We start from the raw sequence: 20,266 nt of genomic DNA on the forward strand, positions 1-20,266 counted from the left end.
CATTTCGAAAGGTCGGAGTCCCGCTGTGAGTATTGCCATGACAGAGGAGCAGCGGGCCGTTCAGGCCTCTGTTCGGGCCTGGTCACGAGGCGTGGAGCCGGTGTCGAGGATACGTCGCGACCCCGGTGACGCCTGGCGCGAGGGCTGGGCATCGCTCGCCGAACTCGGCCTGTTCGGTGTTGCTGTTCCGGAAGAGGCCGGCGGGCTCGGTGCCACTGTGGTCGACCTGGCCGTCATGCTCGAACAGGCCGCGCACGAACTTGCCCCAGGACCCGTCGTGACCACCGCGGTCGCAGCGCTCGTGTTCGGTCGCGGTGGGGACGCAGTAGGGAAGACGGCCACCCTGCTCGCCGAAGGCGCACTGCCCACGGCCCTCGCACTCGACCCGGTCGCCGCGGAACTCACTGCCGACGGGGCTGTGCTCACCGGCGGAGCCGGTGCCGTGATTGCGGCGGAGTCCGGTGTCGCAGTTCTCGTCCGCCTCGACACCGATGCCGATGGGGCCGAGTGCTGGGCGTTGGTGGACTCCGATGCGCCGGGCCTGCATCTGGACGCGCTCGAGACGATCGACAAGTCTCGACCCCTCGCACGGGTACGACTCGGCGGGACGGTTGTTCCCGCCGAGCGAATGGTGCAAACCCCACCGGGATTCGTCCGCGATCTCATCGTTGCGCTCTCGGTAGCCGAACTCGCCGGTGTCGCAGGCTGGGCACTGACCACCGCCGTCGAATACGCCAAGATCCGCGAGCAGTTCGGCAAGCCCATCGGCTCGTTCCAGGCCATCAAGCACTTGTGCGCGGAAATGCTTTGCCGCACAGAGAAGATCCGAACCCTCGCCTGGGATGCGGCTGTCGCCGCGGATTCAGATGCGGCAGAGCTGCCTGTTGCGGCTGCTGTCGCTGCCGCGGTGTCACTGGACGCTGCCGTGGAGACCGCCAAGGATGCGATCCAGGTACTCGGCGGAATCGGTTTCACGTGGGAGCACGACGCGCACTTCTACCTGCGGCGTGCGGTCGCCACGCGGCAGCTGCTCGGGGGTTCGACCACGTGGCGCGCACGCCTGACCGATCTGACCCGCGGAGGTGCGCGCCGTCATCTCGGCATCGATCTGTCGGGGCATGCCGCCGATCGTGAACGCATCCGCGGCGAGATTGCGGCGATCGCTTCGCGTCCTGAATCCGAGCACCGGGTAGCACTTGCCGAATCAGGTTGTCTCGCACCGCATTGGCCGGCTCCGTACGGGCGCGGGGCCGGGCCGGCCGAACAGCTGCTGATTCAGGAAGAGCTCGCTGCCGCGGGTATCTCGCGTCCGGACCTCGTGATCGGCTGGTGGGCGGTGCCGACCATTCTGGAACACGGAACCGCCGAGCAGATCGAACGTTTCGCGATGCCCACCCTCCGCGGCGACATCGTGTGGTGCCAGCTGTTCTCCGAGCCCGGTGCCGGATCGGACCTCGCGGCACTGCGTACCACAGCGGAGAAGGTCGACGGCGGTTGGAAACTGCAGGGGCAGAAGGTATGGACTTCGCTCGCGCACCAGGCGGACTGGGCCATCTGCCTGGCTCGCACCGACCGGGACGTTCCGAAGCACAAGGGCATCACATACTTCCTCGTCGATATGAGATCTGCGGGCATCGCCGTCGCACCGCTTCGGGAGATCACCGGCGACGCGTTGTTCAACGAGGTGTTCCTCGACTCGGTGTTCGTGCCCGACGACTGTGTCGTCGGTTCACTCGGCGGCGGCTGGAAACTTGCTCGGACCACATTGGCGAACGAGCGGGTCGCGATGGGCGGAAAATCGTCGCTCGGTCCCGCGATCGAAGAGCTCCTCAGCCTGGCTGCACCGGGCGACGCGGTGGCCGACGACCGCATCGGCGTCCAGATCGGTGAGGCGCTGGTCGGTTCGCTGCTGGACCTGCGCACTACGCTCGCGCAACTCGAGGGACAGGACCCGGGGCCTGCGTCGAGCGTGCGGAAGCTGATCGGAGTGCGTCAGCGGCAGGACACCGCGGAGCTCGCGATGGATCTTGCGGGGGAGGCCGGGTGGGTGGAGGGCCCCCTGACCCGCGAGTTCCTCAATCTGCGCTGCCTGAGCATCGCGGGCGGCACGGAGCAGATTCTGCTCACCGTCGCCGCTGAACGCCTCCTGGGGCTACCCAGGAGCTGACGGAACGGAGTCCCGAAGGTCGGGACGAGCTCGACGGTGACTCCCCGAGGCGTGCACGATACGGGCAGATGGCGGTTTCGCCGACACCGGAATGGTGCTACAACTAGAACACGTTCTAACTAGAAGGCGGTTACGGTGGATTTCGCACGTGACGAGACGCAGGAGGAAGTGGCCGGAGTTGCCGCCGACCTGCTCGGTCGGGGGCTCGACTCCGACGAATTGTGGTCTGCGCTCGCGGGCGCGGATCTCCTTTCGCTGGCACTACCCGAACGACTCGGGGGTTCCGGACTCGGAGTCGCCGAGGCCCTCACCGTCCTCACCGAGGTCGGCCGCGCTGCGGCACTGGTCCCGGCGCTACCCACCATCGGGTTCGGTGTGCTCCCGGTACTCGCACTCGCGACCGAAGAGCAGCAGGACGCGCTGCTGGGCGAGGTTGCCTCCGGAGGAGTCCTCACCGCAGCACTCGCCGAACCGGGCCGGCCCTTCCCGCAGACGCCCTCCGCCACAGTCGTCGAGGTCGACGGTGGTATCGCAGTCACCGGTTCGTTCGTCGCGGTGCCCTACGCGGATCGCGCGCAGAGCATCCTCGTTCCCACCAACGCCGGAGTCGTCGCAGTAGCGCCGGACGCCGACGGAGTGACCCTGCTCGAGAGCCCCACCTCGGCGCACACCCCCGAATTCTCCGTCCGGCTCGAGTCCGCAGTCGGTACGCGGCTCGGCGGCGGCGACGCAGCGTCCGACGTCCAGACCCTGTACAGCCTCGCGACAACGGGGATCGCCGCGTATTCCGATGGACTACTCACCGGAGCCACCGAACTCACCGCGAAGCACGTGAGCGAACGCCACCAATTCGGCAAGCCGCTCGCGGCCTTCCAGGCCGTCGCACAGCAGATTGCCGACGTCTACGTCACCGCCCGTACCCTGCACGTTGCGGCACTGTCGACGATCTGGCGGATCTCCGAGAATCTCGACGCTGCAGATGATCTCGACGTCACTGCCTACTGGATCGCCGCGGAACTGCTCCCGGCGATGCGCGTGCTGCATCACCTGCACGGCGGCATCGGCGTCGACGAAACCTATCCGATGCACAGGTATTCGTCTCTGGCCAAGGATATTGCGCGCCTGCTCGGCGGCGCTTCGTACCGACTCGACCTCGTGGGGGCCCGGTGTTCATCGAACTGACCGAAGACCAGCGCGCACTGCAGACCGAACTGCGCGGCTACTTCTCCAACCTGATCTCGCCCGAGGAGGCCGAGATCATGCGCACCGAGCGGCACGGACCCACCTACCGAGATGTGATCCGGCGCATGGGCAAGGACCGCTGGCTGGGCGTCGGCTGGCCCAAGGAATTCGGCGGCCACGGTTTCGGTGATGTCGAGCAGCAGATCTTCGCCAACGAAGCCGTCCGGGCCGACGTGCCCCTGCCCAGCGTCACTCTGCAGACCGTAGGCCCGACCCTGCAGGTGTACGGCACCGACGAGCAGAAACAGAAGTTCCTGCCTGCAATCCTCGCCGGTGAAGTCCATTTCGCCATCGGCTACTCCGAGCCCGAAGCGGGAACCGACCTCGCGGCGCTGCGCACCACTGCCGTCCGCGACGGCGACGAGTATGTGATCAACGGCCAGAAGATCTTCACCACCGGCGGTCACGACGCCGACTACATCTGGCTCGCCGCTCGCACCGGTTCCGCGGATTCCCGCCACCGGGGTATCTCGGTGTTCATCGTCGACACCAGCGATCCCGGCTTCAGCTGGACCCCGATCATCACCGCCGATGGCGCCCACCACGTCAACGCCACGTACTACAGCGACGTGCGAGTGCCCGCGAGCATGCTCGTCGGCGAAGAGAACAAGGGCTGGCGCCTGATCACGACGCAGCTCAACCACGAGCGCGTCATGCTCGGACCGGCAGGCAAGGTTGCGGGCATCTACGAGCACCTCGTCGAGTGGGTGCGCGAACACAAGCTCACCGACGAACCCGAGGTGCGCCGCGCACTCGGTGAGATCCACGCGACGTACCGGCTCAACGAACTGCTCAATTGGCAGGTGGCGTCGAGCGACGGAGACGCCGTGGACATCGCCGACGCGTCGGCCACCAAGGTTTTCGCCACCGAGCGCATCCAGCGGGTCGGCATGCTCGCCGAAGAGATCGTCGGACGCTACGGGGATCCCGCCGACCCGGATACCGGTGCGCTGCTCAGCTGGCTCGACATGCAGGCCAAGCGGAACGTCGTCATCACCTTCGGCGGCGGCGTCAACGAGGTGATGCGGGAACTGATCGCAACAGCCGGTCTCGGGATGCCCCGGGTGCCGCGATGACGGAGGCGAACACGATGAGCACAGCCGAAGAGATCCTCGCCTCAGCCGACGCGGTTCGTGCCGATGGGGCCTCCTCCCCCCGCTGGGGGCGCGACCCGGTGAACATGCCGATGGTCCGAAACTGGGTGGAGGCGCTGGGCGACGACAACCCCATCTACACCGACGAAGCCGCGGCCATTGCGGCCGGTCACGAAGGTCTCGTCGCACCTCCCGCGATGGCGCAGGTGTGGACGATGCGCGGCCTCGGCGCCGAACGGGAGAAGGATGATCCACTCGGCCGGATGACCGCCATCCTCGACGAGGCCGGTTACACATCGGTGGTCGCGACCAATTGCGACCAGATCTACCACCGCTACCTTCGCCCGGGTGAAGAGGTGACGATCGAGTCCACGCTCGAGGACGTCGTCGGACCCAAGAAGACCGGACTCGGTGAGGGGTGGTTCTTCACCACCCGCAACATCTGGAAGGTCGGCGACGAAGCGGTCGCCGAGATGATCTTCCGCATTCTGAAGTTCGCGCCCCCCGCCTCAGATGGTGGAGCATCGAAGACGGTTGCAGCGCAGCAGGTACCGGAGGATCTCGACCCGACCCGCATGCTCCGCCCGTCCGCGTCGCACGATACGAAGTTCTTCTGGGACGGTGTCGCCGAGCACGAGCTGCGGATCCAGCGCCGGCCCGACGGGTCACTGCAGCATCCGCCGGTGCCCGCGCTGTGGCTCGACAAGAACGAGACGACCGACTACCTGGTTTCGAGCGGTCGCGGCACCGTGTTCAGCTTCGTGGTGCACCACGCGCCGAAGGCCCCCGGAAGGCAACTCCCGTTCGTGGTGGCGCTGGTCGAACTCGAGGAGGGGGACAGGGGCGAGCGAAGCGACGGGGGAGGAATCCGCATGCTCGGCGAGCTGCGCGACGTCGACCCATCCGACGTGAAGATCGGAATGCCCGTACAGGTCACCTATCTCGACTTCCCCGGCGACGACGAGACCGGCGGAAGCCCCTGGACTCTCTACGCATGGCAACCCCGTGAGGAGGACGCGTGAGCACACCCGCGACGACGGTGGGGGAGAAGCTCCCACCTCTGTCCATCCACGGCGACCCGACCTTCGTCATCTCGACGGCATTGGCCACCAGGGATTTCCAGGACGTCCACCACGACCGTGACCTGGCTCAGCAGCGCGGCTCGAAGGACATCTTCGTCAACATCCTCACCGACACCGGACTGGTCCAGCGGTACCTGACCGACTGGGCCGGACCGCGTGCCGTCGTGAAGTCCATCTCGCTGCGCCTCGGTGTCCCGTGGTACGCGTACGACACGCTCACGCTGAACGGCACCGTCGCCGGCATCGCCGACGACGGAGTCATCACCGTCGATATCGTGGGCAGCAACTCACTCGGCAACCACATCGTCGCGAAAGCCACGTTCCTCGCAGGTGAGGGCGCATCCGAAGGGGGAACCGCATGAGCGGGCTGTCGCGTAAGGCTGCGATCGCCGGAATCGGCGCGACCGATTTCTCCAAGGACTCCGGGCGCAGCGAACTGCGCCTCGCCGCTGAAGCGGTGACCGATGCCCTCGACGACGCCGGACTCACGCCGGCCGACGTCGACGGACTCGTCTCCTTCACGATGGACACCAACACCGAGGTGGCAGTCGCGCGGTCGGTCGGTATCCCGAGCCTGAAGTTCTTCTCCCGCATCCACTACGGCGGCGGGGCTGCGGCCGCGACTGTGCAGCAGGCCGCGATGGCCGTCGCGACCGGTGTCGCCGACGTCGTCGTCGCCTACCGTGCTTTCAACGAACGCTCCGGTGCCCGCTACGGGCAGGTGAACGGTGCCCTTGCAACCCAGGTGAATTCATCGGGTACCGACAACGCTTTCTCCTACCCGCACGGCCTGAGCACCCCCGCCTCGTTCGTCGCGATGACCGCGCAGCGCTACATGCACGTCACGGGCGCCACCAGTGCAGACTTCGGTGCCGTCGCGGTCGCCGACCGCAAACACGCGGCGACGAACCCCAAGGCGTTCTTCCACGGTAAGCCGATCACGATCGAGGATCACCAGAGTTCCCGGTGCATCGCAGAGCCGCTGCACCTGCTCGACTGCTGCCAGGAATCCGATGGTGGTGTGGCGCTTGTGATCACGACTCCGGAGCGTGCCGAAGACCTGAAGCACGCGCCGGCGATCATCACGGCGGCTGCGCAGGGCAGCGGGCCGGATCAGTACATCATGACCAGCTACTACCGGGACGGCCTGACGGGACTGCCCGAGATGGGCATCGTCGGCAATCAGCTGTGGGAGCAGTCGGGTTTGACTCCGCAGGACGTGCAGACCGCGGTGCTCTACGACCACTTCACCCCGTATGTGCTGATGCAGCTCGAGGAACTCGGCTTCTGCAAACCCGGCGAAGCGAAGGACTTCATCGCCGACGGCGGAATCGAACTCGGCGGGCACCTGCCGCTCAACACCCACGGTGGCCAGCTCGGTGAGGCCTACATCCACGGCATGAACGGCATCGCCGAGGGCGTCCGCCAGATTCGCGGGACGTCCGTGAACCAGGTGGAGACCGTCGAAAATGTACTCGTCACCGCGGGGACCGGTGTCCCGACGTCGGGTCTGATGCTGTCCCGGTCCTGACCCGGCGTACTCCCGGTCGGCGGGAGAATTCCGGGCGCGACACCGGACTGTGGTGTAGACCGGGTCAGTAGCCAGGAATCGAGAAGGGAACGGCATGAGCAACTTCGAGGGCAAGGTCGCGTTCGTCACGGGAGCCGCTCGCGGCCAGGGGCGCTCGCACGCACTGGCATTCGCGGAGGCGGGAGCGAATCTCGTCCTGTGCGACCGTTGCGAGGATTCGCCCGTCGTGCGCTACCCTCTCGCCACCGAGGACGACCTCGCGGAAACGGTGCGTCTGGCCGAAGCCGCAGGTGCGAAGGTCGTCTCGGAGAAGCTCGACACCGCGGATCGCGCCGCGATGGACCGGCTCGTCGCACGCGCCCACGACGAGTTCGGCCGCATCGACATCGCGGTCGCCAACGCCGGGGTGTCGACGGCGGCGCCGGTCCAGTCGATGCCGCAGGCCATGTGGGACGAGACGATCTCGTCGAACCTCACGGGTGTGTTCAACACGATCGCGTCCGTTGCCCCGGGGATGATCGAGCGCGGATACGGGCGGATCGTGACGATCTCGTCGATGCTCGGGCGCGCCGGAAACACCAACATGGTGGCCTACGGTGCATCCAAGTGGGGTGTCATCGGCCTGACCAAGAGCGCCGCGCTGGATCTCGCGCAGAACGGGATCACCGTCAATGCCATCGCACCCGGCAATATCTCCACTCCGATGATCCACAACGACGCGCTCTACGGCATGCTCCGGCCCGATCTGGAGAATCCCACCGCCGACGATGTCGCTCCGGTCTTCACGTCGCTGCACGCGCAGCCCGTGCCGTGGCTCGAACCTGCCGAGATCACGCGCGCGGTGTTGTTCTTCTGCGACGAGGCGTCCGCACACATCAGCGGAACCGTGCTCCCGATCGACGCGGGGAACGCCGCGCGCGTCACCGGATAGGTCTGCTCACGGCTCCGACCCGACGGCTCGGGTCGGTAGTCGACCCGTCCCGAACAGTGCCGCGACCGCAATCAACGCTGTCACGGCGAACGCCACCTGCAGGGCCTCGAGGCGCGCGTCGCTGTTCACGGCAACGACGGCGTCGCGCGTCGGCTCGTCCAGGCCCGTGGTCACCAGCGCGTTGTCGAGTTCGGTGTTCGACAAGAACGGCACTCCGTTCGTGATCTGCGTGGTGGCCTGTTGCTGGACGGATGCCGGGATCTCCGGGTTGTCCTCGATGCCTCCGGCGACCGAGGTGGTCAGCGTCGCGATGAGGATCGAACCGATCAGTGCCGTGCCGAGCGAAGCGCCGAGGTTGGTGGCGGTGTTCTGCACACCGCCGACCTCTGCGCTCTGCGCATCGGGCACCGCGGACACCGTGATCGCCCCGAGCTGTGAGGACAGGGCCCCGAGGCCCAGGCCCATGAACAGCATCGGAATCGCGACGACCGCGGCGTTCGCGCCGGGATCCATTCCGGCGGTGAGGATCGTGATTCCCACGATCATCGACGCGAGTCCGAGTCGTACCACCCGTCGAGGGTTCGCGTGTGGCCGGAGTTTGGGGATACCGGCCGCAGCCAGGACGAGTGCGATCGAGAGCGGAAGGATTCGCACGCCGGTCTCGAGTGCGCTCAATTCCAGCACCACCGACAGGAACAGCGGGACTGCGAAGAACACCCCGGCCTGTACTGCGAACTGTGCGAAGAACATCGTCACTCCACCGGTGAGCTGGCGGTTCTCGAACAGCGCCGGATCGACGAGTGGATCGCGGCCCTTGCCGATCAGCGCGTGCTGCCGTCGCATGAGCAGATAGAGCACGAGCAACCCGCCGAGCACCAGCCAGATCACCGGTGACATGCCGATGACCTGCGGACCGGAGGGCGATGCGAGCACCCATCCCCATTCGCTCGACCGCAGCACGCCGTACACGATCATCGCGAGCCCCGCGACGGACAGGATCGCGCTGGGCACATCGATCGAGACCGGCGACGGCGGGACATCTCGAACCCGCCGCAGCACGAGCAGGATCAGCGCCACCACCACGACCTCACCGAAGAATACGTACCGCCACGAAGCGAAGGTCGTCACGGCGCCGCCGAGCAGGGGACCGACGGCGACGGCCATCGCGCCGGCCGCCGCGACGAGACCGTAGGCTGCGGCGCGACGTTCCGGTGGGAAGTTCGCGGCGACGAGCGAGACGATCGCCGGCATGATCAGGGCCGCGCCGATGCCTTCGAGGAGCGACCATCCCACCAGCAGGATCGGAAGATTCGGGGCGAGCCCGGTGACGAGCGAGCCGACGCCGTAGATCACGAGACCGATGCCGAAAGCGCGGCGTCGCCCGAGTGCCGCGCCGATCTTGCCGCCCGTGATCATCAGGGACGCCATCACCAGCGTGTACAACGTGATCGCGGTCTGGATACCGGTGATCGTCGTATCCAGGTCCTGCGCGACAGTCGCCATCGATACGTTCATCACCGAACTGTCGAGCGTCATCAGGAATTGGCCGGACGCCAACACGGCCAGGATCAGAGCGGAGCCGGATCGACTGTCCGGCGCCGAATCGACACCACCCGAATCGCGACCAGTACTCATGGTGAACCGGCTTCCGAGTCCAGAAGTGAATCCCGCAGTGCACACAAAGTACAGCAGCCCGGCGCGGCAAAGGAGTGACTCGATCGAACTCCACGCCGGGCTCGCGGGCAAAAATCGGTCGCACGTGTCGGTGCCCTGGTGCACACTGGGCGAGCACCCGAAATCCAGGGGAGAACATATGGCCGACGCCATTGTCGTAGAAGGATTGATCAAGCGGTTCGGGAACTTCACCGCGCTGGACGGAATCGATCTCCGTGTTCCGGAGGGCACGATCACGGCGCTGCTCGGTCCCAACGGCGCCGGGAAGACCACCGCGGTCCGCGTACTGACCACACTGCTCGTCCCCGACGGTGGCCGCGCCGAGGTCGCCGGATTCGATGTGGTCGCCGAGGCCGCCGCTCTGCGGACCCAGATCGGGGCGTCCGGTCAGTACGCCGCGGTCGACGAATACCTCACCGGATACGAGAACCTCGAAATGGTCGGCCGTCTCTACCATCTCGGTGTCAAACGAAGCCGTGAGCGGGCACGCGAGTTGCTCGGCCAATTCGACCTCGTCGAAGCAGGCGATCGTCCCGTGAAGACCTATTCGGGTGGAATGCGGCGCCGGCTCGACCTCGCCGGCGCACTGGTCGCCGAGCCTCCCGTCCTGTTCCTCGACGAGCCCACCACGGGCCTCGATCCCCGCGCCCGCCTCGATTTGTGGGACATCATCGAGAAACTCGTCGAACGTGGCACCACTCTGCTGCTCACCACGCAGTACATGGACGAGGCGGAACGTCTGGCCGACCGCATCGTCGTGATCGATCGGGGCACCATCATCGCCCGGGGGACCGCAGACGAACTCAAATCGCTCGTCGGCGGTGAACGTATCGAGCTGGCAATTCCCGACGCCCGGCAGATCGAGACCGCTCGTGAAGCTCTGGCGGAGCTTGCTGCCGGAGATATCCGCATCGAATCGGGCCGGGTGATCGTGCCCTCCACCGGCGGCACCGAACTGCTCGTCGCCGCGCTCGGGCGGGTCGCGGAGGCCGGTGTCCAGGTCACCGATGTCACGTTGCGTCGGCCCACCCTGGACGACGTGTTCCTCACCCTGACAGGTCACGAGGCGGAGGAGAAAATCGAGGAGAGCGCGACGTGAACACTCTGCAGATGACCGCATCCGACGGTCTGACCATCGCCAAACGCAACATGATCAAGATCAAACGTGTACCCGACCTGATCGTCTTCACGACGCTGTCGCCGATCATGTTCGTACTGCTGTTCGCGTACGTGTTCGGCAGCGCGATTCAAATCCCCGGTACGTCGTACCGGGAGTTCCTCATTGCGGGCGTGTTCACGCAGACGGTCATCTTCGGCGCGACATGGACGGGCCTCGGCATGGTCGAAGACCTCCAGAAGGGCATCATCGACCGATTCCGGACGTTGCCGATGGCGCCGTCGGCGGTGCTGATCGGCCGCACCTCCACCGACGTGCTCATCAACATCGTGAGCTTGGTCGTCATGTCGCTGACCGGTCTGATCGTGGGCTGGCGCATCACCTCGTCGCCGCTCGAGGCGCTCGGTGGTTACGTGTTGCTGCTGCTGTTCGCGTACGCCCTGTCCTGGCTCATGGCGGTGGTGGGCATGTGGATTCGCACGCCCGAGGTGTTCAACAATGCCAGCTTCATGGTGATCTTCCCGCTGTCGTTCATCGCCAACACATTTGTCGACACCTCACAGATGCCGACCGTCCTGCGCACGTTCGCCGAATGGAACCCGGTGTCAGCGGTGACCCAGGCCGTCCGCGAGTTGTTCGGCAACACGAACCCGATGATGCCCGTGCCGGAGGTGTGGCCCCTGCAGAACCCCATCATTGCGTCGCTGTTGTGGACCGCGCTGATGCTGGTTGTGTTCGTGCCGTTCGCGATCCGTCGCTACAAGAAGGCGGTGAGTCGGTGATCAGCCGCGCTGTGCGGCCCATCCGTTGATCGCGGTCGCGAACTCGGTCGATGCGGGCAGCAGCACCGGGCCGTCGGCGCCGCCGGCGGGCAGCGGGCCGAGCTCTTCGAGCGTGTGATTGGCAGTCGTGAAGTGCCCGAACTGCAGATCCGTGTGTTCGAGCGAGACCCGCAGCGGCTCGATCTGATCGCAACTGATGTTGAGGTCCTTGTCGGAGCACGTCAGCAGGACGGGGGTGCCGTCCGGGAGTGACGCGGCCAGCTCCGGGGGATCGAGTGCGTCGGCCTCGGCCAGGAACGTCGCGGTGAAATCATTGAATCCGAACTGCGCCATGATCGGGCTCAAGCCCTCCGGGACGGTGCCGGTGGTGCGGAGCGACTCGATCGCGCGGGGAATGTCGGTGCGCAGTGCGTCGGCGTCGGACTCGGGGAGCTGCCCCGAATTTGCGAGCGACTCGAGCTGGCCGCGCAGCAGGTCGAGGTAGCGCATCGACAGCGGTGCAAGTAGCCCGTAGCCGTCGCCGACACCGCGTTGTGCCAGTGCGAGCGCGGTGAGACCGCCTTCGCTGTGACCCAGCACCAGGATGTCGTCGGTCGTAAATCCGGTGCGCTCCGAGAGCAACTCGGCAGCGGCCTGAGCGTGATCGACCTGATCGGTGAACCCGTACACCTTTCCGGTCTCGGGAGCGTACGACCCGAGACCGGTGGCGCCCGCACCGATCTTGTCGAAGCGGAGGCTCGCGATCCCGTGGGCGGCGAGCGAGTCGGAGACACGAAGCAGGGTGTCTGCCACCATCAACGGTGCCTGGTTGCCGTTCCGGTCGGTGACTCCGCTGCCCGGCAACAACAGCGCTGCGCCCTTGATCTCACCGTCGGGGTTGCGCAGGCTGCCGTGGAAGGTCGTCCCCGACGCATCGAACGTGACCTCGGTGTCGGTGCCTGCCGGGGCGATCACGGATCCGGTGTCGGGCAGCGCCGACGCGGTACCCGCAAATGTCGCACCACCCGCGACTACGAGCAGGGGAATCGTCGCTGCACCGATCACACTTCGAAGACCTCGCATGATTGCGAACCCTAACAAACCTCGCGCACCTTCACCGGGCAGGGCCGAGTCCGGTCAGGGAAGCAGCCGGTCGATGAAGGTGTTGCTGTAGACCCGGTGTGGGTCGAGCCGGTTGTACACCGTCCGCGCACTATCCCAATTCTCATCGTTGGGAACACCTTCGCGATAGGTATCGGGCAGGCCCTGGGTGATGATGTGGTCGTCCGTATACGGCAGTTCGGGTCCGAACGCCCAGCCCTTCGACCACTCGGGACGGAAGGTCGAATCACCGCCGTTGTAGCGCTGGCGCATCCACTGCTCCATCTCGCGATAGAACGCGAACATGCCCGGTGTGCCTGGAACACCCAGCACATTCAGCCAGATCGCGGTGTCCCACTCGGGCTTGTCGGGACGTGGACGCGTCGCGGAAATGGTCGGCGGACCGGCAGAGGGCACGCGCACGTCGGAGGGCTGGTCGAGACCACAGCAACGAATCTCGACGGGACCGTTGAGCGGGAACTGGCCGAGGCCGCGATAGTGCTCGATCCGTTCGTTGAACCACTGGGTGAAGTCATGGATGACGTTGGCGATGTTGGCGCGGTTGGTCAGCACTGCGCCACCGCCCTCGGTCAGACGCAGAGTGGTGGCTTTGATGTAGAACTGCAGGTCTTTGGACCAGCCCCAGATGTCCGACGACGCAGTCGCTGCGAGCCCCGCAACGGTCACCCCGTAGTACGTCTGACCGAAAAGTGGCGCGATCTGCGGGTTTCCGCCCGTCAGCTGGCCGAGCAGATCGGTGATCGGCTCGGGGACGTTGTCGGAGAACGGGTAGTTGTAGGGCCCCGTGACCTCGCGCGACTCGGCAGGTTTGTCCGGCGCGAGTGACCACACCTTCATCCACGGCTTCTCCGTGAACGGATACCAGATTGCTTCCGCCCGGCCGGTGCTGCTCACGAACGATTCGAACGTACGACCCGAAGCGCCTGCAGGCGAGAACAGTTCGCGCCAGTCGATATCGGTGAAGCTCTGGCACCGCATCCGGTAGTTGGGTCCGGCCTGGAGCGTGACCGACGTCAGGAACGTTCTACCGAGGTGCGTCAGAAGCGCAGTGATATCGGGGTCTGCGCGGGTGAAGGTGCGCAACGCATACTTGCTGCCGTCCCACACGACGGCGGTCAGTTCGGTGACGAGATTGCTCAGCGAACCGAAAGTATGTCCCGGAACATTGTTTTCGCCGTCGGCCGGAAGCGCTGCCCCGTGGGCGTTGACTGCGAGCGACCCGGCAATCGACAGCACACCGGGTGCGGGAAGATTCGCGAACCCGAGTCCGTGGGCCTGCAATGCCGACGTGATCGCATCGAGTGTGGCGCCGGGTCCTGCCGTCACCGTGGCCGGATCGCCACCCGGGTTCACGCTCACCGAATTCAGGTGAAGCATGGTGTCGGCGAGGATCACTCGGTCGACCGGAGCGCCGTTGACGATCGTAAGCGGCGTCCAGCCGTGCATTGCACCCCGCGGCCGGATGGTGTAGCCGTTCTCGTGGGCCCAATTGGTCAGCCGCACCACGTCATCGGCATTGTTCGGTGCGCACGTCCAGATCGAGTCGAGCATGATCTCTTTGGACCAGTTCTGGTACGCCTGCTGGTACAGATCGATTCCCTCCGGGAACGACGGCGGCGCTGGAAGCGTCGCATCGGACGATCCGAATGGAATCGCGTGCGCGGGTGTCCAGCCGCCGACAGCGGTCGCGGCCAGTGCGCCGGCGCCGACGGCGAGGAATCCCCGCCGGGAAAAGCGCGGTGCAGAATCTCGAATCGTCATTTATCGGACAGCTTTCCACGAGGGTGGACTCACGCGACGGTGAGGACCACATCGGCCAGGGCTGGTGCAAGATCTCGGTCTGCGACGGTGACAGTGGCGAGTAGCTGGTTGCCGCTCTTCCACACGCGTACGCGCAGTGTCTCACCCGGGAACACGACGCCGGCGAACTTTGCGCGGAACCCGGCGACACGTGTCGCGTCGGAATCGAGGAGGTGGTCGGTGATCGATTTGCAGACGGTCCCGTAGGTGCACAGGCCGTGAAGAATCGGCGCCGGGAACCCTGCAGCCTTCGCGAATTCCGGATCCGAGTGGAGGGGGTTACGGTCGCCGCAGAGGCGGTACAGGAGTGCCTGCTGGGGCAGCGTCGGGACGTCGAACTCGGCATCCGGATCGCGGTCGGGCAGGGCGAGCGCTTCCGACGGTCCGCGCTCACCGCCGAAACCACCTTCTCCGCGCGCGAAGATCGACGACCGCGCGGTCCACAGCGGGTTTCCGTCGAGGTCCTCGGTGACGGATTCCTGCACGATGACCGCGGCCTTGCCCTTGTCCCACACCTCGGCGATGCGCGTGGTGGTGCGGGCTTTGCCGGACGCGGGGATCGGCGCGTGGACCTGCACTTCCTGGCTACCGTGCACGACCTTCGCCAGATCGATCTCGATACCCGGGAAGGATACCTTCGGGGGTTCGGTGTCGTGGAATGTCGCGGCCACCGTCGCGAAGGTGGGGAGCACCTGAGGATCACCGTCGCGCAGGTAGCGCAGCTCACCGGCTTCGGTGGGGCGGCCGCCTGCACCGAGTCCGAGATTGTAGAGCTGGACGTCGCTGCTGCTCCACGAGAATTCTTGGGCGGGGAGTGTTGCGCCGATGGCGACTGAGGGGTCGATGGGCACAGGGGTCCTTTCTCGCTGCCGGGCCGCACTTCGGCGCCGGGTGGGCGCAGCCTAAGCGTGATCGGCGGTGTCGGCGACGGTGTCTTCCGCTGAATGGGCCCCGTTCCTGCGGAGGATGTCGAGCACGGCCAGGTAGCCGAAGGTCATCGCGGGGCCGATAGTGGCGCCTGGGCCGGCGTAGGTGTGGCCCATCACGGGGGAGCTCACGTTGCCGGTCGCGTACAGCCCGTCGATGACCGTGCCGTCCTCCTTCAGGACGCGTGCGTCGACGTCGGTGACGAGACCACCCTTGGTGCCGAGGTCGCCCGGAACCACCTTGATCGCGTAATACGGCGGTTTGCCGATCACCGCGAGGCTGGGGTTGGGCTTGTTGCGGGGATCGCCGTAGTAGTGGTCGTATTTCGACTCGCCGCGACCGAAGTCCTCGTCCTTGCCCGAGCGGGCGAAACCGTTGAATCGCTCGACGGTCTCGGAGAGCGCAGACGCCGGAACGCCGATCTTCTCGGCAAGTTCACTGACGGTGTCGGCCTTGACGATCACTCCCGCCTTGAACCATCGCTTCGGGAACGGCTGACCGGGCGTGATGCCTGCGAAGGTGTACCGGTTGCGGTAGCGCTGGTCGAGGACGAGCCACGCGGGGATGTTCTCTCCGGGCCCGTCGCCGCGGCCGTGCTCTCCGCCGTACATGGCGTGGGTGGCCTCGACATACGGGGCGGATTCGTTGACGAACCGCTTGCCTGCGCTGTTGACCATCATGCAGCCGGGAAGGCTGCGCTCGGACAGCGCGAACCACGGGCCGCCGGTGAGAGGGAACGACGGACCCCACCAGGCATCGTCCATGAAATCGACTGCGCCCCCAACAGATTGGCCCGCGCGGATGCCGTCGCCGGTGTTGGCTTTCGCGCCCACCGACCACTCGGTGCCGATCGGCTGACGCTGGTACTGCTCACGCATCTCGAGGTTGTGTTCAAATCCGCCGGTCGCGAGGACGACGCCCTTGCGCGCGTGGATGGTTCGCTGCTCACCGTCGGATTCGACGCGAACTCCGCTCACGACTCCGTCTTCGACGACGAGTTCGACAAGGGCGGTGTCGAGCAGCACGGGAACACCCGCGTCGCGCAGGCCGATGCGCAGCCCCGCCATCAGGGCCTGCCCACGGACCAGCAGATTCTTCTTGGTGATCTTGGCCCAGACGAATCGTGCGCCGACCTTCGCTGCGCGCAGTGGGCCGCGCGGGTTGCGCATCAGGAGGTTGAGCCACTTGTAGTCGGCCTGGGTGATGACGAAGTTCGGTGGTGCCTTGACGTAGTCGGGTTCGAGGAGCTTCAGGTCGTCGCCGAGACGATTGCCGTCGAACGGCTTCGGTTCCACCGAGCGGCCACCGGCACGTCCGCCGGGCGCTTCGGGGTAGTAGTCGGAATACCCTGGAACCCAAGCGAGTTCGAGTGCGCTGTTCTTCTGGATGAACGACAGCATCTCGGGTCCGCGGTCGATGTAGGTGTCGATCCGCTCGGCCGGAACGACGTCGCCGATGATGCTGTGGAGGTAGGTGCGTGCGGCTTCCGGGGTGTCCTCTATGCCCGCGGCCTTCAGGGCGTCGTTGTTGGGGATCCACACGCCGCCACCGGAGCGCGCGCTCGAGCCGCCGTAGTGGGGTGCCTTTTCGATCAGGACGACGCTTGCGCCCTTGCGGGCAGCGGTGATCGCGGCGGTCATGCCGCCGGCGCCGCTGCCGACGACGACGATGTCGTACTCCTGCTCACTCATGTAGAACACGTTATAGAATGAGGGTGTCCGGAGTCCATCCCCTCCTTGTGAATCGCGTATATCTTTCGAGCGTGCCACACCGGAACTTGTTTCAGGGCGTGACGGGTCTGCGCGGTGCCCGGAACCGACATCTCGAGGTAACTCGCTCGACTTGCGCACTCCGACGACGACGTTGCCGCGGCGTTCGAGGCCGCGGCAACGTCGGTGGTGGAAGTGTGGGTGCGATCCGTCCCTGCACGATGTCGCGGGGCGGAACGAATCTCAATTCGGGACGGGGACCGTTCCGTCGATCACGGCCTGTTCGATGCTGGCGCGCAGATTCGGGCAGCCTTCGCGGGGGGTGATCGATGTGCCCGCGGCGGCTGCGTCGGCGCGGAAGACCGGGCACACCGCGGCCGGGTCGTCCTGCCACTGCACGCTTGTATGCCGGTAGCTGTTCTTGCGTACGAGGACGCACGTGCCGCACTCGCGACACGCGACTTCGTTCAGACCCGAGTCGAGGTAGTTGATCTTGTCTATCGCGGTCTGGGCTGCGATGGCCTCGACCCGGTCGGGGCGATCGGCGAAATCCGGGGACTTCGCCCATTTGGCTTCTCGGGTCGAGGCGCTCATGTCAGACCTCCGCTTCCTGCTTACGCTTTTCCTCTTCGGCTGCCTTGCGCTCGAGGTTCTCGGCGACTTCCTTTTCCCACGCTTCGTTGGCCTTGGCGGTGTCGACCTCGAATTCGAAGCGCCCGGTCATCTTGTCGGTGACGTCGGCGACGTCGACGTAGAACTGCTCGTACCAGCGACGCAGCTGGTACACCGGACCGTCCTCTTCGCACAGCAGTGGATTTTCGATCTTCGTCTTGTTCTTCCAGATCTCGACGTCCTGAAGGAATCCCTCGCCCACGCCCTCGGTGAGTTTGGCCGCCAGTATGTCGGTCTGCTCTGCGTTCATGCCCGTCGGCTTCTTGACGATGATGCCGTACTGCAGCATGAACGAGTCGTGCGTGATCGGGTAATGACAGTTGATGAGCACCGATTCGGTCTCGTATCCGCCGTAGTTGTTCTTCAGCGGGTTGATCATGTAGGACGGGCCGTAGTACGCCGCGTACGACTCGAGTTTCGATTCCATGCCGTACTGGGTGGCCATGCCCTTGTCCGGGCGGCCGCGGGTGTTGAGGTACTGCTCCGCGACGTGTCCTTCGAACACATTCTTGAAGAACGTGGGGAAGGCGTAGTGGATGTAGAAGAAGTGCGCCATGTCGACGACGTTGTCGATGATCTCGCGGCAATTGGACCCCTCGATGAGGATCTGATGCCACGTCCAGTCGGTCCACTCGTCGGTCCCGTACTGCTCGAGTTCGGGGATGGTGACGTTCTCCGGCGGCTTGTTGCCTTCCGGGTCGTTCCACACGAACAGCTGGCCGTGCTTCTCCATCGTGGTCCACGCGCGAGTGCGGGCGAGCGGGGGGACGCGACGCGCGTAGGGGATGTCGGTGCATTTGCCGTTGCCGCCCCAGCGCCAGTCGTGGAAAGGGCATGCGATCGAGTCGCCCTTGATCTCTCCCTGGGACAGGTCGCCACCCATGTGCCTGCAGTAGCCGTCGAGGACCTTGATCTCGCCGTTGCTGTCGGCCCAGACCACGAGTTTGGTGCCGAAGGCCTCGACGGAGTGTGGCTTGCCATCTTTGAAACTGCGACTCAGTCCGAGGCAGTGCCAACCCCGCGCGAACCGGGTCCGCGCCTCTCCGACGTCGATCTCGCGAATCTGTGCCATGTCCGCTCACTTCCTTCCGGATCTCTCAGTAGAACACGTTATAGAATTTCACCCGCGACCGAAAGGGAACGGGGACTTTGGTCCCCGTTGAACCGGTGATGCCGCCGAACGCCTTCGGTCTCGACACAAATAAGAACATGTTCTAGTCTCGAAGCAAGTGATCAATTCCTGACCAGACGGGAGCGTCCAGTGGGCGACCACGACAGCCACGAGGTACTGCAGCGGATCGACGCTCTGCTGCCCAGCCTGCGGGAACGCGCGCAGGAAGCCGAGGACCTTCGCCGCATACCCGATAGTTCGATCAAGGCGCTTCAGGAGTCCGGATTCTTCAAGCTTCTGCAACCGGCCCAGTGGGGGGGATACGAAGCAGACCCCGTCACCTTCTACACCGCGGTACGCACCATCGCGAGTGCCTGCGGGTCCACCGGATGGGTGTCCGGAATCATCGGAGTCCACAATTGGCACCTCGCATTGTTCGATCAGCAGGCGCAGGAAGACGTCTGGGGCGAGGACGCCGACGTACGGATCTCCTCGTCCTATGCCCCGATGGGAGCCGGCGAGGTCGTCGACGGCGGTTACAAGGTCAACGGTGCCTGGGCCTGGTCGTCGGGCAGTGATCATGCTTCCTGGGTGGTCGTCGGGGGCCCGGTCATCAAGGACGGGCGTCCCGTCGACTTCGGCAGCTTCCTGATTCCGCGATCCGAATACGAGATCGACGACGTGTGGAATGTGGTCGGACTGCGTGGCACAGGTTCGAACACCATCGTCGTCAAGGACGTGTTCGTTCCGCGACATCGCTTCCTCAGCTTCAAGACGATGAACGATCTCGCCTCGCCCGGGCTGGAGCGCAACACGGCTCCCGTCTACAAGATGCCGTGGGGAACCATCCACCCCACGACCATCTCCGCACCGATCGTCGGCATGGCCTACGGTGCCTACGACGCCCACGTCGAACATCAGGGCAAACGGGTACGTGCCGCCTACGCGGGGGAGAAGGCCAAGGACGATCCGTTCGCGAAGATCCGCATTGCCGAGGCATCCAGCGACATCGACGCCGCGTGGCGTCAGCTGTCGGGCAATGTCGCCGACGAATACGCATGTCTCCTCGACGGTAAGGACGTTCCCATCGAACTCCGCCTGCGTGCGCGCCGCGACCAGGTGCGCGCGACGGGTCGCGCCATCGCCTCGATCGACCTGCTCTTCGAGAACTCGGGCGCTACCGCTCTCGCCAATGGCACACCCATCCAGCGCTTCTGGCGAGACGCGCACGCCGGCCGCGTGCATGCTGCCAACGATGCCGAGCGTGCGTACGTGATGTTCGGCGGCGCAGAGTTCGGTCTTCCGCTCACCGACACGATGGTGTGA

Annotated in this window: 17 protein-coding genes; 10 read left to right on the forward strand and 7 right to left on the reverse strand. The window is 65.5% G+C overall.

Annotated elements, in window-relative coordinates; all coding sequences use genetic code 11:
* The first annotated feature begins 25 nt into the window (after positions 1 to 25).
* The 7 genes from ACSYG9_RS12955 (at position 26) to ACSYG9_RS12985 (ending at position 8,047) form a co-directional block, all read left to right on the forward strand.
* Positions 26 to 2,167, forward strand: coding sequence for an acyl-CoA dehydrogenase (locus ACSYG9_RS12955; protein ID WP_454842740.1), 2,142 nt, complete (start codon positions 26 to 28; stop codon positions 2,165 to 2,167).
* Positions 2,168 to 2,302: 135 nt separating this feature from the next.
* On the forward strand, positions 2,303 to 3,349 hold the full coding sequence (locus ACSYG9_RS12960) for an acyl-CoA dehydrogenase family protein (protein ID WP_454842742.1): 1,047 nt from the start codon (positions 2,303 to 2,305) through the stop codon (positions 3,347 to 3,349).
* On the forward strand, positions 3,334 to 4,485 hold the full coding sequence (locus ACSYG9_RS12965; protein WP_454842743.1) for an acyl-CoA dehydrogenase family protein: 1,152 nt from the start codon (positions 3,334 to 3,336) through the stop codon (positions 4,483 to 4,485). The genes ACSYG9_RS12960 and ACSYG9_RS12965 overlap by 16 nt, the downstream gene beginning before the upstream one ends.
* The gene (locus tag ACSYG9_RS12970; RefSeq protein ID WP_454842744.1) at positions 4,482 to 5,525 is read left to right on the forward strand and encodes a bifunctional MaoC family dehydratase N-terminal/OB-fold nucleic acid binding domain-containing protein; all 1,044 of its coding nucleotides are present in this window, start codon (positions 4,482 to 4,484) and stop codon (positions 5,523 to 5,525) included. Before ACSYG9_RS12965 ends, ACSYG9_RS12970 begins: the two co-directional genes overlap by 4 nt.
* Positions 5,522 to 5,947 (forward strand): MaoC family dehydratase, encoded by a 426-nt coding sequence (locus ACSYG9_RS12975; protein ID WP_454842746.1) that lies wholly within the window; start codon positions 5,522 to 5,524, stop codon positions 5,945 to 5,947. Before ACSYG9_RS12970 ends, ACSYG9_RS12975 begins: the two co-directional genes overlap by 4 nt.
* Entirely contained in the window at positions 5,944 to 7,116 is a 1,173-nt protein-coding gene (locus tag ACSYG9_RS12980; RefSeq protein ID WP_454842747.1) for a lipid-transfer protein, read from the forward strand. The genes ACSYG9_RS12975 and ACSYG9_RS12980 overlap by 4 nt, the downstream gene beginning before the upstream one ends.
* Positions 7,117 to 7,210: 94 nt before the next feature.
* Entirely contained in the window at positions 7,211 to 8,047 is an 837-nt protein-coding gene (locus ACSYG9_RS12985) for a mycofactocin-coupled SDR family oxidoreductase (RefSeq protein ID WP_440122923.1), read from the forward strand.
* A gap of 6 nt (positions 8,048 to 8,053) precedes the next feature.
* Here the strand turns inward: ACSYG9_RS12985 and ACSYG9_RS12990 are convergent, their stop codons facing one another.
* A complete protein-coding gene (locus ACSYG9_RS12990; RefSeq protein WP_454842749.1) occupies positions 8,054 to 9,682 on the reverse strand; it encodes an MFS transporter in 1,629 nt (542 codons plus the stop codon).
* A 178-nt stretch (positions 9,683 to 9,860) separates the two neighbouring features.
* Here ACSYG9_RS12990 and ACSYG9_RS12995 point away from each other — a divergent pair, with 178 nt between their 5' ends.
* Together ACSYG9_RS12995 and ACSYG9_RS13000 are read left to right on the forward strand one after the other, a co-directional pair.
* Positions 9,861 to 10,820 (forward strand): ATP-binding cassette domain-containing protein, encoded by a 960-nt coding sequence (locus tag ACSYG9_RS12995; RefSeq protein ID WP_440122925.1) that lies wholly within the window; start codon positions 9,861 to 9,863, stop codon positions 10,818 to 10,820.
* Entirely contained in the window at positions 10,817 to 11,620 is an 804-nt protein-coding gene (locus ACSYG9_RS13000; RefSeq protein ID WP_440122926.1) for an ABC transporter permease, read from the forward strand. The genes ACSYG9_RS12995 and ACSYG9_RS13000 overlap by 4 nt, the downstream gene beginning before the upstream one ends.
* Here the strand turns inward: ACSYG9_RS13000 and ACSYG9_RS13005 are convergent, their stop codons facing one another.
* The 6 genes from ACSYG9_RS13005 to ACSYG9_RS13030 form a co-directional block, all read right to left on the reverse strand.
* Complete coding sequence (locus ACSYG9_RS13005) at positions 11,621 to 12,682, reverse strand: alpha/beta hydrolase (protein ID WP_454842751.1); 1,062 nt, start codon at positions 12,680 to 12,682, stop codon at positions 11,621 to 11,623.
* Between the two features lie 54 nt (positions 12,683 to 12,736).
* Positions 12,737 to 14,482, reverse strand: a complete 1,746-nt coding sequence (locus ACSYG9_RS13010; RefSeq protein ID WP_454842753.1) for a cholesterol oxidase substrate-binding domain-containing protein — start codon at positions 14,480 to 14,482, stop codon at positions 12,737 to 12,739.
* Positions 14,483 to 14,511: 29 nt separating this feature from the next.
* Positions 14,512 to 15,372: a MaoC/PaaZ C-terminal domain-containing protein gene (locus tag ACSYG9_RS13015; RefSeq protein WP_454842755.1), complete on the reverse strand. Its 861-nt coding sequence runs from the start codon at positions 15,370 to 15,372 to the stop codon at positions 14,512 to 14,514.
* Positions 15,373 to 15,423: 51 nt separating this feature from the next.
* Positions 15,424 to 17,139, reverse strand: a complete 1,716-nt coding sequence (gene kstD, locus ACSYG9_RS13020) for a 3-oxosteroid 1-dehydrogenase (protein ID WP_440122930.1) — start codon at positions 17,137 to 17,139, stop codon at positions 15,424 to 15,426.
* A 261-nt stretch (positions 17,140 to 17,400) separates the two neighbouring features.
* A complete protein-coding gene (locus tag ACSYG9_RS13025; RefSeq protein ID WP_440122931.1) occupies positions 17,401 to 17,751 on the reverse strand; it encodes a hypothetical protein in 351 nt (116 codons plus the stop codon).
* Position 17,752: 1 nt separating this feature from the next.
* Positions 17,753 to 18,901, reverse strand: coding sequence for a Rieske 2Fe-2S domain-containing protein (locus ACSYG9_RS13030; RefSeq protein ID WP_440122932.1), 1,149 nt, complete (start codon positions 18,899 to 18,901; stop codon positions 17,753 to 17,755).
* Between the two features lie 189 nt (positions 18,902 to 19,090).
* On the opposite strand from ACSYG9_RS13030, the gene hsaA reads away from it, so the two are divergent.
* Positions 19,091 to 20,266: a 3-hydroxy-9,10-secoandrosta-1,3,5(10)-triene-9,17-dione monooxygenase oxygenase subunit gene (gene hsaA, locus ACSYG9_RS13035; RefSeq protein WP_440122933.1), complete on the forward strand. Its 1,176-nt coding sequence runs from the start codon at positions 19,091 to 19,093 to the stop codon at positions 20,264 to 20,266.

Source organism: Rhodococcus sp. SJ-2, assembly GCF_053750035.1.